Origin of the sequence: Psychrobacter glacincola, assembly GCF_904846075.1 — a bacterium.
GTDB classification, from domain to species: domain Bacteria; phylum Pseudomonadota; class Gammaproteobacteria; order Pseudomonadales; family Moraxellaceae; genus Psychrobacter; species Psychrobacter glacincola_C.
The window spans coordinates 757,535-772,643 of the sequence record NZ_CAJGZH010000001.1 but is presented as its reverse complement, the minus strand read 5'-3'; the positions used below and the strand labels follow the sequence as shown (position 1 = coordinate 772,643).

General features: G+C 44.0%; 12 protein-coding genes. 8 read left to right on the top strand and 4 right to left on the bottom strand.

Annotation, left to right across the window (positions count from 1 at the left end):
* Window positions 1–150: 150 nt before the first annotated feature.
* The 3 genes from JMW85_RS03320 to JMW85_RS03310 all read right to left on the bottom strand — a co-directional run bounded on the left by JMW85_RS03320 (window position 151) and on the right by JMW85_RS03310 (window position 3,215).
* Window positions 151–639 carry an META domain-containing protein gene (locus JMW85_RS03320; protein ID WP_109592713.1) on the bottom strand — a complete coding sequence of 163 codons (489 nt, stop codon included), beginning with the start codon at window positions 637–639 and terminating at the stop codon, window positions 151–153.
* 312 nt (window positions 640–951) lie between these two features.
* Window positions 952–2,064 (bottom strand): lipase secretion chaperone, encoded by a 1,113-nt coding sequence (locus JMW85_RS03315; RefSeq protein WP_201580941.1) that lies wholly within the window; start codon window positions 2,062–2,064, stop codon window positions 952–954.
* A gap of 74 nt (window positions 2,065–2,138) precedes the next feature.
* Entirely contained in the window at window positions 2,139–3,215 is a 1,077-nt protein-coding gene (locus JMW85_RS03310; protein WP_109592717.1) for an esterase/lipase family protein, read from the bottom strand.
* Window positions 3,216–3,525: 310 nt separating this feature from the next.
* Here JMW85_RS03310 and map point away from each other — a divergent pair, with 310 nt between their 5' ends.
* Window positions 3,526–4,317, top strand: coding sequence for a type I methionyl aminopeptidase (gene map / locus JMW85_RS03305; protein ID WP_372815769.1), 792 nt, complete (start codon window positions 3,526–3,528; stop codon window positions 4,315–4,317).
* 215 nt (window positions 4,318–4,532) lie between these two features.
* Window positions 4,533–7,295, top strand: a complete 2,763-nt coding sequence (gene glnD / locus JMW85_RS03300; protein ID WP_109592719.1) for a [protein-PII] uridylyltransferase — start codon at window positions 4,533–4,535, stop codon at window positions 7,293–7,295.
* Between the two features lie 106 nt (window positions 7,296–7,401).
* Here glnD and JMW85_RS03295 read toward each other — a convergent pair whose 3' ends face one another.
* Entirely contained in the window at window positions 7,402–8,073 is a 672-nt protein-coding gene (locus tag JMW85_RS03295; RefSeq protein WP_201580940.1) for a hypothetical protein, read from the bottom strand.
* A 257-nt stretch (window positions 8,074–8,330) separates the two neighbouring features.
* Between JMW85_RS03295 and dapC the strand changes: the two genes are divergently transcribed.
* The 6 genes from dapC to JMW85_RS03270 all read left to right on the top strand — a co-directional run bounded on the left by dapC (window position 8,331) and on the right by JMW85_RS03270 (window position 15,010).
* Window positions 8,331–9,587, top strand: coding sequence for a succinyldiaminopimelate transaminase (gene dapC / locus JMW85_RS03290; protein ID WP_201580939.1), 1,257 nt, complete (start codon window positions 8,331–8,333; stop codon window positions 9,585–9,587).
* A gap of 158 nt (window positions 9,588–9,745) precedes the next feature.
* Window positions 9,746–11,686, top strand: coding sequence for a DUF294 nucleotidyltransferase-like domain-containing protein (locus JMW85_RS03285; protein ID WP_201580938.1), 1,941 nt, complete (start codon window positions 9,746–9,748; stop codon window positions 11,684–11,686).
* A gap of 34 nt (window positions 11,687–11,720) precedes the next feature.
* Complete coding sequence (locus JMW85_RS14600; RefSeq protein ID WP_445322358.1) at window positions 11,721–12,032, top strand: exonuclease domain-containing protein; 312 nt, start codon at window positions 11,721–11,723, stop codon at window positions 12,030–12,032.
* The gene (locus JMW85_RS14595; RefSeq protein ID WP_445322357.1) at window positions 12,026–12,325 is read left to right on the top strand and encodes a hypothetical protein; all 300 of its coding nucleotides are present in this window, start codon (window positions 12,026–12,028) and stop codon (window positions 12,323–12,325) included. Before JMW85_RS14600 ends, JMW85_RS14595 begins: the two co-directional genes overlap by 7 nt.
* Window positions 12,326–12,444: 119 nt before the next feature.
* The gene (gene dacB / locus JMW85_RS03275; protein WP_227681651.1) at window positions 12,445–14,451 is read left to right on the top strand and encodes a D-alanyl-D-alanine carboxypeptidase/D-alanyl-D-alanine endopeptidase; all 2,007 of its coding nucleotides are present in this window, start codon (window positions 12,445–12,447) and stop codon (window positions 14,449–14,451) included.
* A gap of 43 nt (window positions 14,452–14,494) precedes the next feature.
* Window positions 14,495–15,010, top strand: coding sequence for an ABZJ_00895 family protein (locus tag JMW85_RS03270; RefSeq protein ID WP_201580937.1), 516 nt, complete (start codon window positions 14,495–14,497; stop codon window positions 15,008–15,010).
* Window positions 15,011–15,109 lie beyond the last annotated feature (99 nt).

Genomic DNA, 15,109 nt, shown 5'->3' with positions numbered 1-15,109 from the left:
CAAATTTTGGACAAAAAAATACCCCACTAGATAGTGAGGCATTTTTAAAACTACATCTGACTTTTATAGAACATTGCTTTTATTCAACATTACTTTTACCGAATATTGCTTTTAGCAAATACTATTTAAAAACCATCTGTAATGCTTGAATTATTTAGAAACGGCTTTGAAATGGGCAACTTGATTGCTATTGGTAATGGTCAAGATAGGCGTGTTATTGGCATTTTTACTGATGCTATATTTACCTTGTACGGTCGCTAAAGTCGCAGTATCAAAACTTGCTTGTGGCTCAGGGCATGCCATCATAGTAGATAAAACGTTGCCTAATACGACATTGCCGTTCACAACCTTGTAGTCAGCGCCCATGTTATTACAGGTGTTCATAAAGGTCACACGGTCACTGCCGCTATCTTTGAAAAACTTTAGCGTCAATGGCTTCGCTGGATCAAAGAACAATTGGCTAACCTTATCACCATTGCTGCGTTTTGCGTCAACTAGCTGCCAATCATATGCTTGTAGCGTATTAGAAGTAATTGGTTGAGTCACTGGCGCTGTTACGCTAGGGGTGGTTTGGCAACCAGCAGCCAACGTACCTACCGCAAGTGTCGCTACCATCATCATTTTAGTCATGTTTTTCATATAAACTCCTATAGTGGTTTTTTTAGAATAAAAAATAGCTCTTATCCTAAACATTCGTTTTTATTATGATTAATTTACTGTTTTATTCATTACTCTCAATAATGCGGTTATTATGCACAACTGCAGCTTAACTGTCATTATAGATTGAGTGTATGATTACCCTGTTATTTGTTGCGATCTATAGTCTTTTTGCTAACCTCTATTGTTAGACAGTACATTAACTGCTAACACTTTTTATATAACTTCTCGAATATACTCTAAAAGCCGACAATTTCTCATTAAAATCATTGTTTTACTTATTTATGTTAGGCATTACTCTAGATTGGCGAGGTTCTGTTGTTGCAAAGCAGCATAGCCTACCAAACGTTTGCGTTCAGCCTCACTAAATAGCTGCTGTTCGATTTGATTGATTTGGGTTTGTGCTTGCGTTTTATCTGCACTTTGACTCAATAAGCGCTGTTTTTGAGCTTGATATTGGTCGAAACGTTGAGCAAAATTAGCATCTTCTGCATCGACTTGCGCGAGGCGTGCGGCGGCTGGAGCACCTACCAGATCACGACGCATGTTATACAATTCCTGAGCCGTTGCCCCTTTTGCTTGCATCTGTTTTGTGCGATTCATCAGCTCGTTCAGATTGGCTTGCTGGGTGATACCGGCTTTGAGCGCATTATCTGGCATACGGCTAATGTAGTTCTGCCGCGCTGCCTCTTTTTGCACATCGTTTAGCTGCTGGTTTTGGTTAATTCTGACCATCTCCATACTATAATTATCATACTCCTCTTCTGCACCAAAGAAGGCGGTAATGGTTTCTTTAGTAAAATACTGCTGACGCAACTTGGTTACATCTTGCTTTTGCTGGGCGACGACATTTAGATCCAGCTCACCGCTTTTTGCCGCTTGTAATTGCAGATTACCGTAACGTTGTTCTATTTCAGGAATGGCTTTAAGATAGGTAATATATTGGTCAAATATAGTGACCGCTTGACTAGCGGCAGGCTCTGGCGTGTGATGACGAATATAGCTTTCGACACGGGTATAAATAACCGCTTCATCTTCTTCACCCAGCGCCGACAAAAAATAATCGAATAAACGCCGTAGACCTTCAGTAACGACCAACTGCTTATTTTCATCAATGATGATTTCGCCGTCGATTTGCGTGCCTTGTAATGAGCGCGGCAAACGCTCCAATCCAGTGACAAATAGAGCCTGGTTTTGGGCGGCTGTTGTTTGCACTAATTGGCCATTATCCAGCGCAGTTGATAGAGTAGCATCAGCCTCACTAGTGAGGGCATTGGATACTGGTTGCGCTGTAGCCATACGTGTATTATCAGGTTTGAACCACATAATCACCGCCGCCGTTATGGCTATGCTAACCACGGCGATTATAACTATTGGTAGATAGGCTGGGCGGCGATTATTCGACATAAATGAGGATTCTTTTATAAGTCAGCTTAAAGGCTTATGTTTTTAAAAGCGTATGTTCTTAAAAACTTACTTTATTAAAGGTTAGCGTTTTTAAGACGATTGACCTGAGTACGATAGATAGATTTTGGCTCAGAATCGCCCCATGCCGTCAGACCCAATACTTGATCGGCTGAATCCAAATGATTCATTCTATAATTATCCCGAATCACATAACCAAGACGACTTGAGCAAGCAGATACCAACCCATCATTAGACTCGCCTGCAAACGGCACGCTCGTTGCTGCCAATAAATAATCACTAGGATCAAGTGCGCTTGTTATTTGTCCAACCCCGCTGAACGAATAGTATTTGATACCATTGACGGCAGTACTGGTCGGCTGACCACAATAATTTTTTGGCATTGCCGCGGGAAATTTGGCATTGAACTTAGCCGCACCATCGGTTGATAGAGCCACGAGCGCTTGCCAGCCATCTTGCTCTTGTATCTCTTTAAAACTGATACCTGAACCCACGTCTGTAAAGCCACCAATCAAATTGAACACGCCTGAGACTAGCTGTGTTGTGACATTGGATGGATTACCTGTAGTGTTGTTTGGCTCGAGGGTATTTTTGACAAAATCTGCCGTTTTTGACCCTTGTTCTGGGCTTGATACTGCCGTAACTGATGCGACATATTTTGGCGCGACGCCAGCGACATAGCGGATATCTATACCGCCTTGACTGTGTCCAAATAAATTGACTTTTGGTTCACCTGAAATGGCAGTGATGGTTTTGACTTGTTGCAGCAGCTGCTCTCCGCGAATCTCACTGTTATTGACGGCTGACGTTTTGGTGGTATATACCTCTGAGCCGCCTTTCATCAACTCTTGAGGAATGCCATTGAAGTAGTCGATAATCCCAAACAAGTTAGTGAAGCCGCCAAGACCATGTGCCATAACAATTGGGTATTTTGTATCAGTATGATTTGACGTCCAGTATTTGTTGCTGACCAGCTTGCATCCGGTTGAATTGGCACAATTATAGTATTGACCAGCAGCTTGAGCCGAGGTGGTTTGTAAAGCCATTAAAAGTACACCGGCACCGATAACACCAAGTGAAGGGAGAAATGCGCTGGGCGTGAAAGCCGAAGCTAGAGAAGATTTTAGCGTCATAATAACGTCCTTGTTATCATTAATTTTGATTATCTTTACCTCTCAAATACGACAGCAGAAGCGGCAAAGATTGCTGCTAATTCCTTTAGCATGCAAAATTACATTACTTATATCTTCTGTAACATTCAACTAAATTGTCAAAATATGAATATATTATCGTGACTATAGGGTCACAATTGCCCTTACTTCGCTGTAAAGCAATTATTATCAATAATAATGATAGGTTCACTATCACTTAACGTAAAACAGCGGCGTCTTCATTTATGTTATAATTCAAGCCATTAATTCCATAACTATAAGTAATATAATGATGACTAAAAAATCTCTTATCCAGTCCCCAGAAGCCATAGAAAAAATGCGCGTGGCCGGTAAACTTGCCAGTGATGTCCTTGTCATGCTCGATGAGCACGTTCGAGTTGGCATCAGTACCGAGGCACTTAACCAAATCGCCCATGACTATATCGTTAATGTGCAACAGGCTATTCCTGCACCGCTTAACTACAATGGCTTCCCAAAATCAATTTGCACCTCGATTAACCATGTGGTTTGTCATGGTATTCCAGCCGAAAACAAGCTACTCAAAGATGGCGATATCATCAATATCGATGTGACCGTGATAAAAGATGGCTACTATGGCGATACCTCAAAAATGTGGATCGTTGGTAACGGCTCTATCATGGCACAGCGTATCTGCAAAGTCGCACAAGATGCGTTATATGCCGGTATGAGTGTCGTCAAAAACGGTGCGCGTCTAGGTGATGTCGGTGCTGCTATCCAAGCAGTGGTCGAACCTGAACGTTTCAGTATCGTCCGCGAGTTCTGTGGTCACGGCATTAGCAATGAGTTTCACCATGAGCCACAAGTCATGCACTATGGCAAAAAAGGTACAGGCTTTGAGCTAAAAACAGGCATGACCTTTACCATCGAGCCGATGATTAACCAAGGTACATGGCAAACCAAGATTTTGCCTGACGAATGGACGGCGATTACTAAAGACCGTAAGCTGTCAGCACAGTGGGAGCATACGATGGTCGTGACCGATAATGGCTGTGAGGTGTTTACCACTCGCCCTGAAGAAGATTTAAGTTTTTTGACCCAGTAATATCAAAAAAGATCGCCTAGGCGGTCTTTTTTTTGGCCAATAATTAGGTCATATTGAGTATTGTGCTCACCCGCTTTTTATCTTTATACTCTGATGACTTAATAAATTATATTGGTAACTTCTATTTGTGAATTTTGTCAGCTACCAGCACACTGGTGATTCTACGCTTTTCAGCTGAAACGTTTTATTTTTAAACTCTTAACGGGATAACACTCATGTTTACTTGTGATGTCGCTTCTATCGATCTGACACCTTTACCTCTATTATCAAATGATATAGCGACAAACGCATCACTGCTAGCGGACACTCCTGTCACTGAAAAGTCGCTACTGGGTATTCCTCACTGGTTGACTCAAATTAATCAGGATATTAACCGTGCACTTGAGCGCGGTGTCAATATTCGTCAATTGGTCGCGGCACGCTCTGGTGCGATTGACGAATTGCTGATTGCCTTGTTCAACTGGTTTGAGCTGGATAAGACAGATTTGGCTTTATTTGCCACAGGCGGTTATGGTCGTGGCGAGCTGTCGCTTTATTCAGACATCGACATTTTATTGCTTTCTCCTGATGAGATTGGTGCTGATGCCAGTGGGAAAATAGATCGGTTGGTGGCGCTATTGTGGGATATCGGATTAGAGCCTGCTCTCTCGGTACGTAGTGTTAATGACGCTTTAGAAGCGTCGCTCGATCACACCATTGCCAGTGCACAGCTAGAAGCTCGGCTATTAATTGGTAATGAGGCTTTACAGGATGTGCCCGTTCAAATTGTCAATAAACAGTGGTCGCCGCGTGAGTTTTTTGAAGTAAAAATCGCAGAAGCTAAAGCGCGATATTTACAGCACAATGCCACCGAGTACAATCTTGAACCCAATATAAAAACCGCCCCTGGTGGTCTACGCGACATTCATATCATCGGCTGGGTAACCAAACGCTATTTTCGAGTGGGTAAGCTGTATGATTTAGTACAACAAAACTTTTTGACTGAAAAAGAGTTCGATGAGCTGAACTTTGCAGAAGGTTATTTATGGCAAATACGTCATTATCTGCATGTATTGACTGGTCGCAACGAAAACAAGCTGCTGTTTGATTATCAGCGTGAAATTGCCCAGTTGATGGGTTATGAGACGCAGCCAGACGATCAGCCAAATGCCGCCGTCGAGCGTTTTATGCGCGACTATTATCGCTGTGCCATGCAGATATCGACGCTGTCTGAGATGCTGACCAATCACTACTACGAGACGATTATAGAGCCGCAGTTGCCTGATGATGAGCGTCCAAAAAAGCAGCCAATCAATGCGCGCTTTAACCAAGTTGGTGACCAAATCGCCATGGCGCATCATCGGGTTTTTGCTCAGCATCCTGACTCTATCTTAGAGATGTTTTTACTGATGGGTCAGTACGGTATCAAAAACGTGCGCACTCATACCTTGCGTGCGCTAAAAATCGCCGCGCGTGGCATCGATCAAGTCTACCGTGATAACCCCGCTCACCAAGCGCTCTTCTTAGCCAATTTAAAAGAGCAGAATTATCTGTTTCATCGCCTGCGTGCCATGAATCGCTACGGCGTCTTAGGCAGCTACATTCCTGCGTTCGCCCAAGTGACCGGTCTGATGCAATATGATTTATTTCACCGTTATACGGTTGATGCGCATACCTTATTTTTGATTCGGATTTTGCATCGCTTCACCGACCCACGGTTTTATGAAGATTTCCCACTGGTCAGCTCTATCTTTCAGCGTATCGAGCGCAAGGAAATCTTGGTACTGGCCGCCATGTTCCATGATATTGCCAAAGGTCGCGGTGGCAACCATAGTGAGCTGGGTCAAACCGAGTCGACTGAATTTTGTTTGGCGCATGGTATGAGTCTGGCAGATGCCAACTTGGTTGGTTGGCTCACTCGCTATCATTTATTAATGTCGATGACTGCTCAGAAAAAAGACATCTCAGATCCAGAAGTGGTCACTATTTTTGCCAATTTAGTCGGTAATGTCACCCACCTCAATCATTTATATGTGCTCACTGTTGCGGATATGAATGCGACCAATCCACAGTTGTGGAACAGCTGGCGTGCCACATTAATGAAACAGTTATACTCACAAACTCGGCGCATTTTGCGCGCTGATATCGATGCACCTACTAATCGCCAAGATATGATCAGTGCCACACGTACCCAAGCCTTAGCGATGCTCGATAATGTCAACAATCAACATATGAATCGTGATGAAGTCTTGAGGCTATGGGATGATCTGGGTGATGAATATTTCTTGAGAGAAATTCCTGAAGACATCTTATGGCATACCGAGGCCATTTTGAACCATCCGCCGATTGGTCTTGCTTCTAATGCAGATAGCCCGCCATTGGTGGTATTACGTGAGCATCGTGAGTTGGCCCTTGATGCGGTACAGGTCTTTGTTTATACCCAAGATCAGACGAACCTGTTTGCAGTCACCATGGCTGTATTTGATCAAATGAACTTGGATGTTTTAGACGCCCGTATCATTACTGCTACCCGCGATTTTGCTTTGGACTCCTATGTACTGCTTGATCCCAGTGGCACATTATTGGTCGATGAGGACAGTCAACAAGAGCTCAAACAGCGCCTAATCAATGCCTTTAAAGACCCGACACTACTGAAACTTACCAATAAGCGCATACCGCGTCAGCTTAGACATTTTGAAGTAACCACGGTGATTAATTTTGAGTTTAATGAGGCTTCTGATCAGCATATTATGAGCTTAGAAACCCTTGATCAGCCGGGGCTACTGGCAAGAGTAGGACAGGTGTTTTTGCAGGAGAAAATTGAGGTGCATGCGGCGCGTATCACCACTTTGGGTGAACGTGCAGAAGATATGTTTTATATCAGCGATCAAAATGATGAACCGCTATCTGCTGCTAGACTTGACGCACTACGATCCGCCTTGATGGCCAGTCTCAGTATGCAAAGAGAGCAGCCTGCTGCTTACAGTAAATGTGATTGAACAAATGGGCTTACAAGATAAGTCTAAGATAAATACTCGGCGTGTATCATCCATTCATTGATGGCATGCTTTGTATTTTTTAACCCGTTAATATCAAAAGCACCTTTTATAAGGTGCTTTTATATATCATTTCGCTAGCGTGCTCATTGAGCTCATCATCCGCAAGATCTGGTGGCAGAATCTCTGCTTCAATCTGTCTTTGCGTCAGTATTAAGCGCCCAGCGTTGACCTCTTTTTGCAGCAAACAATGTAAACTTGCTAAATGAAAATCCCCCTCAAAACACTCATAGATTTGTCTTAGAGAAATAGGCGATTTGGCATGCACATCGGGATAAAGGCTGTCCTCTGCTAAGATAATCATCTCATTCAGTGCCTCTTCACGCATCAACTCATCTTTATCGATTTTACGCTGCAAGCTGTCTGCCATTCGACTTTTGGACGCGAGCATGGCCACAAAAATCACTGTCTGTAAGACAAATAAGGCAATATATTGCCATAAGGGCAGTAAAATACCGAGCTGATTGCTAAGCAACATCAGCACCATCGCAACGATCACGTAACTGACCAGTTGCCACAGTAACCACATCATCAAGCTATTTTCACCGTACCAAAACATTTTTCGTTCTTTATGGCTAATTAATTGCTGGCGAGCTTGCCACCAGCTTTGCTCCCGCTGTTTTAATAGCTCGTACAATTTGGTTCGCTGTTGCGCATCATCAAAATTTTCATCTTGAATATCTGTCGCGTTAAGATCATTAGTTTTTGAGATACTAGGCATATCAAATTATCCTCACCATAATCTATCATTAGGGCTGACAGCAGTTTTTTGTATTGTTATAAGTTATCAATTGATAAGCTTTTTTTAGGATTTTTAAATCTGTGACGGCTTCATTAGTTATTATAATTTATGGTTAAATAGCTAAGCAGCTTGAGCATGAGAAGTAAAAGACAAAAAATAAGAGAAGTGCTACACTGCTTAAATGTAATTTTTCTTTATAACTTTATTATTAATTGTCTATTATAGTTACCCTACTTATGAATCACAACTTAACGTACCTGCATCCTTACCCTTTTGCAAAAATGGCAACATTGCTTGCTAACAGTGTGCCAGCCCATGACTACAGTGAAATCAAGCTCGGTATTGGTGAACCAAAACATGAGCCGCCAGCGTTCGTGCTGGACGTACTACGTGAAAATTTGGACAAAATAAGTCGTTATCCAACGACTAATGGCATGTTTGAGCTGCGCCAAACCATCGCGCATTGGCTAGAAAAACGCTTCTTTTTGAACCATGTCGATGCCAATACGCAAGTATTACCAGTAATGGGCACACGCGAGGCTATTTTTAGTCTGGTACAAGCAGTCGTGGATCATAAAGTAAGCGATACAGAGAGTAGTCCGCTGTCTGTCTCTGACCCATTATCTGCCGTTTCTCCTATGACTGCTCCTACAATAGTCATGCCCAACCCTTTTTACCAAATATATGAGGGTGCAGCGATACTGGCGCAAGCCGAGCCTTATTTCGTGCCTTGCACACTGGACGATGACTTTAAAGGTAACTATCGCGCCGTACCAAAAGATGTTTGGGCGCGCACGCAGTTGCTGTTTGTTTGTAGTCCTAACAATCCGACGGGCTCGGTCATGACGATGGAGGATTGGGAATATCTCATTCGTCTGTCAGATCAGTACGATTTTATTATTGCCAGTGACGAGTGCTATAGCGAGCTGTATTTTGATACGGCACCGATTGGACTATTGCAAGCCTGCGCTGCCCTCGGTCGTCATGATTTCAAAAACTGTATTGTCTTTCACTCTTTATCTAAGCGTTCAAATCTGCCTGGTTTACGCTCAGGGTTTGTGGCAGGTGATGCCAATATTTTGCAAGCTTATCTGCAATATCGTACCTATCAAGGCTGTGCGATGCCGATACCACATCAGCTCGCCTCGATCGCTGCATGGCAAGATGAAAAGCATGTGGCACACAATCGCGCTCTGTATCAAGAAAAATTTGCCTTGTGGATGTCTGAGCTTGGTGAGTTACTAGAGTTACGAATGCCTGAGGCTGGATTTTACTTTTGGATAAAGGTCCCTGAGCCGTTCGATGGGGATGATGAGCAGTTTGTCAAAGCACTGTACGAGCAGGCCAATATTCACGCACTAGCAGGGCGCTATCTGTCACGTGATATTGATGGCAAAAACCCTGGGCAAGGCTATGTGCGCATTGCGCTCGTTGCGAGTGTTGATGAGAGCCGCGAAGCGATAAACCGTATTCGAAAATTACTAGGCGCATAAGCAGTCGCTTTATATATAAAAGTTTCAAAAAAAACAGCAACCTCTAATAGCCACAATATTACTGTGGTTATTAGAGGTTTTTTGCTTTAATAATGCTATAGTAAAGTGTCTTTTATCATCGATTATCTTTTACTCAATATGCCATCAAGGATGATGCCATGCCCCATCTTGATTTTACCCAGCCGCCCTTTGATGTATTGAGTCTGGCTGAACGCCAAAGTATCAGAAAAAATACTCAAATCCGCTACCTTGCCAAAAATGAGAATCTAACTGCCGAAGAGTTGCAATATCTGTATGTGGTCATTAAAGGGCAGATTGAGCAATTGCTTGATGGTGAGTTTGTTGCCTCTTACTTGGGTAGTAATCACTCCGACCATCTCAATAATAACGACTGGTTCGACAGCCGTCGTCTGCCTGAATCATTGACTGAAAATAACCTTAATACTGAAGCGCTGCAGACCTATCAGTTTCGAGCCGCTGAGGATACCTTGTTGCTCCAAGTCGCTGGTAGCGCAGTCGATAAAATCAGCGCCCAAAATCACCTAGTGCGCCAAATGCTGTCAGACAAATTGCCCGAACGGCTAAAGGCATTACAGCAGCGCCGCAATAATAAATCCATAGTCTCTGCCAGCTACAATGACCAACAAGAAGTGCAGCAAATCATGTTGCAGCCCGTCATTGATGTCAATCTATTGCCCGTCCATATCGTCAACGCCAATAACAGCTTGTACGAAGCCGCGTCTATCATGACGAAAGCGGGGCTAAAACATGTACTGGTGCAACCCTTAGACCACCTAAAAAACGAGGGAGAGGTGCAATATGGTACTGGTCATCTATTGGGTATTTTGACCGATACCGACATTTGCCGCGCCGTGAGTGACCAGCAAGATCCAGCCACTACCCCCTGCCAGCACTATGCTAATTTTAACCTGCGTACCATCAAAGCCAGTGATGAGATTGGCGATGCATTATTGACCATGACCCGCTATCGCATCCATCGGCTACCAGTGATGGATCAAAATGGGGATGTCGTCGGTATATTAGGACAAAGCGATATGCTTGCGCATATTGGTCATCATTCACAGCTCATTAGTATCCAAATCGAGCAAGCAAAAGATTTATCGAGCTTAGATACTGCCGTCGAGCTTATCGGTCGTTATATTCGCGCCCAACATCAAAACGGTGTCAAAATCGGTAATATCAGCCGCATGGTACAGACCTTAAATGCACAGGTGTTTACTAAGCTCTGGCAACTTATCGTGCCTGATGAGGTCATGACAAATACCTGCCTGATCGTGATGGGCTCCGAGGGGCGCGGTGAGCAAATCATGCGTACTGACCAAGACAATGCGCTCATCTTACGTGACGGCTATACTCACCCTGATCTGCCAGAATTTGCGGATACTTTTAATCAGCATTTAGCAGACCTCGGTTATCCACTGTGCGATGGTAATATCATGATGACCAACCCTATGTGGCGACAGCCGCTAAAACAGTTTAATGCCCAGATTGGTTTATGGTTTCGAAATACGGATCCCATGCATGGTATTTATTTGTCCGCCATACTCGATGGCGAATATGTCTGCGGAGATGAGTCATTATTGACTCAGGTGCGTCAACATTTAAAGGTTGCCCACAGGCAGTCAGACCCTATGTTTGTACGCCAGTTCGCGCGCGCCGCGCTACAGTTCGGTGATGTCAATCAGTGGTGGCAAAAGTTCGTGCCTTTGCTTGGTGGTAAATCCGGGTCAGAAGACATTGACCTAAAGAAAGCCGGTATCTTTCCACTGGTTCATGGCATTCGTACCTTGGCATTAGAAAACGATATCTTAGAGCTGCCCAGTAGTAAAAATCGTCTGAAAGCTTTGGTACAAGCGCGCGCCTTGACCCAAGAGCGAGCGGATACTTTACTAGAAGCCTTGGAGTTTTTTATGGCACAGCGCCTATCAGTCGCCCTATCAACCGACGATAAACATGCACGGCAAGTCAACCCAATGACCTTGACCGCGCTTGAGCGCGACTTATTAAAAGAATGTTTGGCCGTTGTTAAAAGCTTTAAAAACCAGCTACGTCAGCATTATCAACTAGAGCTCGCATAAGTACAACAATCGCATAAATGGATGAGCGACAACTATGAGTTGGCTAACACAGTTATCCTGCGCTTGGCAAAAAACGCAGCTACAGCGCCCAGAATTGGTATCGATGTTTACCAAACCTGTGGCTAAGCAGTGGGTAGCGATTGACTGCGAAATGACGGGACTCAATCCAAAAAACCACCATTTATTGTCTGTCGCCGCGATTCATATCAATGACAATACAATCGACACTGGCAATGGCATGCATATCGTATGCAGACCACCTGTGATGCCAGACCGTGACACCATTGTGATTCACGGTCTACGTACTGCCGACGTTGAGCATGGTATGGCTACGATGAGATGCTAGCGCTGTTGTTGCCATTTATAGGCAATCGCCCAATTGTGGGGTTTTGTACGAGTTTAGACACAGCGTTTTTAAACCCTCTGGTCAAACGCTATATGGGCACAGCACTGCCCAACGAAATCATCGATTTGCGCCATTTATATAGTCGACGCATGAGTGGTCAAACCCAAGGACTATCTAGCCAAGCGCAGCATCTGACCAATATTTTAGCGCATTATAATATACCCGATCTAGGCGCTCACGATGCTTATAACGACGCAATCATGACCGCCATGGCATTTTTACATGTGCGCTAACGTGCGTTCGCATTTTGCAAATTCAGATAAAAACAGGTTTTCATCTACGCCTGCCATCTACGCGAAAACGGCAACTCATGTTACCATAGGCTGTTTTTGCCACCTGATGAAAGATGCTCATGCGACCCACCTATAAACTCCGTCATTCCTCTGCTTTTACTGCCAAATTATTTCCTTTCTGTCGTTATCTGCGACCGTCGAAGCCGCCTGCTAAATACGTACCTATCATAGCGTTATTAGCAACGGCGACAATACTGCCCATCCATGCGCAAGCAGCACTACCAAAAGCCATCGAAGCAGCATTATCACGAGCCGATTTAACAGAAGCTGATATTAGTATTATCGTCACACCAGTCGGTGATAAAAATGCCAGTCACCTGCCCGCTCCCATTCAGGTTATTGATAGCAGCACACACCGCTCACCTAACCCCGCTCTTCAGCCAAAACCGACTGCCAATATAAATACTGATATAAAAAGTAATTCTCAAAAAGCCACGCAAAATAATAATGACAAAAACAATAATAACCATGTACGCCAACAGAGTACGCTGATTACTATTGAGCAGCGTACCATTGAAAAGCATGAGAAAAAACTGCATGCTTACACCGATGATCCTTATACTTATCAAAGCTTAGAAAGCATCCCAACGATATTGGGTGATAAGGCAAAAACAGCTGTCATTAATAACAATGCTAATAACAATAAAACTGATGACATCAGTACTGATAACGCCTCCATAAAAATTTCATTTTCGCCGTTGCTGAACCATCAAGCCGATATCGCTCGCACGCCTGCCAGCACCATGAAACTCGTTCCCAGCTTTATTGCGTTAGATACCCTAGGCGCTGATTTTGTCTGGCATACCCGTGTCTATCATACAGGCCTTGTCATCGGTGACCGTCTGCATGGCGATTTGATTATCCAAGGCAGCGGCGATCCAAAAATGACTCACGAGCGTTTAAAACAGCTCCTTTATAAAGTACAGTCATCCGGTATCCGTCATATCGACGGTGATATTATCATTGACAGTGGCGTCTTTAAAAATGTCAGTAAAGACCCTGCCGCCTTTGACAACTCGCCACTGCGTCCTTATAACGCCAGTCCCGATGGTTTTTTGGTGAATTTTAGTACCATCGGTATCAAAAGCTATCCGTTAAACGATGACCAAGCAAATCTAACTTATACACCAAAATTAGCAAATTATGCTTTGCCCAGCATAATAAATACGCGTTCGGCGGCCTGTGGACAAGCGCGTTATAGTCTCGCACCCGAGTGGCAAGCAAAACAATTGGTATTAAATACTCAGTTGCCAAACAGCTGCCAAGAGCATGCTTTTTATGTGGCTTATCCTGATGCCAAAGATTTTGCCGCACGCGTTATTGCCGCAAAATGGCAAGAGCTAGGCAATACGCTGAGTGGTCATGTCATCACTCAAGAAGCACCTTACACTACCATGAAAAACACCAAATCAACGCATGGTCTGGCAGCACTTCCTATGTCACCGCTGCCTATTGTCAGCTACCCATCGTTGAATTTGACGCAGCAGATTTACGATATCAATCACTTTTCAAACAATGTGATGACTGAGCAAGTGGCGCTATCGATTGGTGTTTATGACAAAGTTGATAATAAAACACTCGATAAAGCTATTAGTAATTCACATAGCTTGTATCAATTTGGCACGCCGACTGCGACGAGCTATCCTGTCGCATTGCAGACTATTAATCAATGGTGGCAGACCAATCTAAGCACACCGCCGCCGCATTTGACCAATGGTTCAGGACTCTGCCGCGACTGTACCATCACAGCTGCAAACCTAAGCGAACTATTAACTTATGCTTATAGCCATCCAAGTTTTGACGTTTACGTCAACTCGTTAGGTATCGCTGGCGTCAGTGGCACCATTACCGCTCATAGTGAACGCCTACCAGAATCAGCAGCCATTGGTCGTGCGTGGATAAAAACAGGTACCTTAAACAACGTCACCTCGATGGCAGGCTATGTCAAAGGATTGTCGGGACAGGATTATGTCGTGGTTGGACTCATCAATAGTGAGCAAGCACATAACGCTTATACAGCCAGACCCGTGCTAGATGCGATGCTTGATTGGACGGCGCAGCATTAAGTGTTTTTCACATCCTATTTTTCACCTTTATAAAGGTTCACTTATGTCACGCAAGACAACCAATCTCAATAAATCCAAGACTCATTCAGGTGGCGAGCCGCTGCCGAAAAACCATGAGTCAGCGCAGCCTAAATTGGCACAATATGTAGGATATTTCGCGATAGGCTATACGCTTGCCAGCGCAATATTTATGATAATTCAAACCAAGCTTGCGTTGAATTCGCAACTGGTAACGGTATTGTCTATCATTATCGGGGCTTATATCGCGGTTCATAAATTTGTCAAACATCAGCAGCGCGCATTGAATAGCGGTGAAATCAATCGCTTAATGTTTGGCGGCGTCGCGGTGGTCTGGCTACTGACTGTCATTTACTTCTTAGCCATATGGTTTTGGTTGTTTGATGCGGTAAATCGCGAAGTCCTACTAGAGATGACCGTCCAGCAACCACTGCCATTGGTTTCATCGCTGGTGATGATATTGGTGCTGACACTGGTCAGTGCCCGCATCAGTCTTTGGGCGATTAATCGCCTGCTTGACCCTAAACGCAAAACTATGTGAGCGAGGAAATCTCAGCCGAACCTCTACAAGGTGCTACAAATTTTTCTCCCTATTAATACATAAAATCCGTTAGGCTAACTTTAATGAGTAACCTCTTGA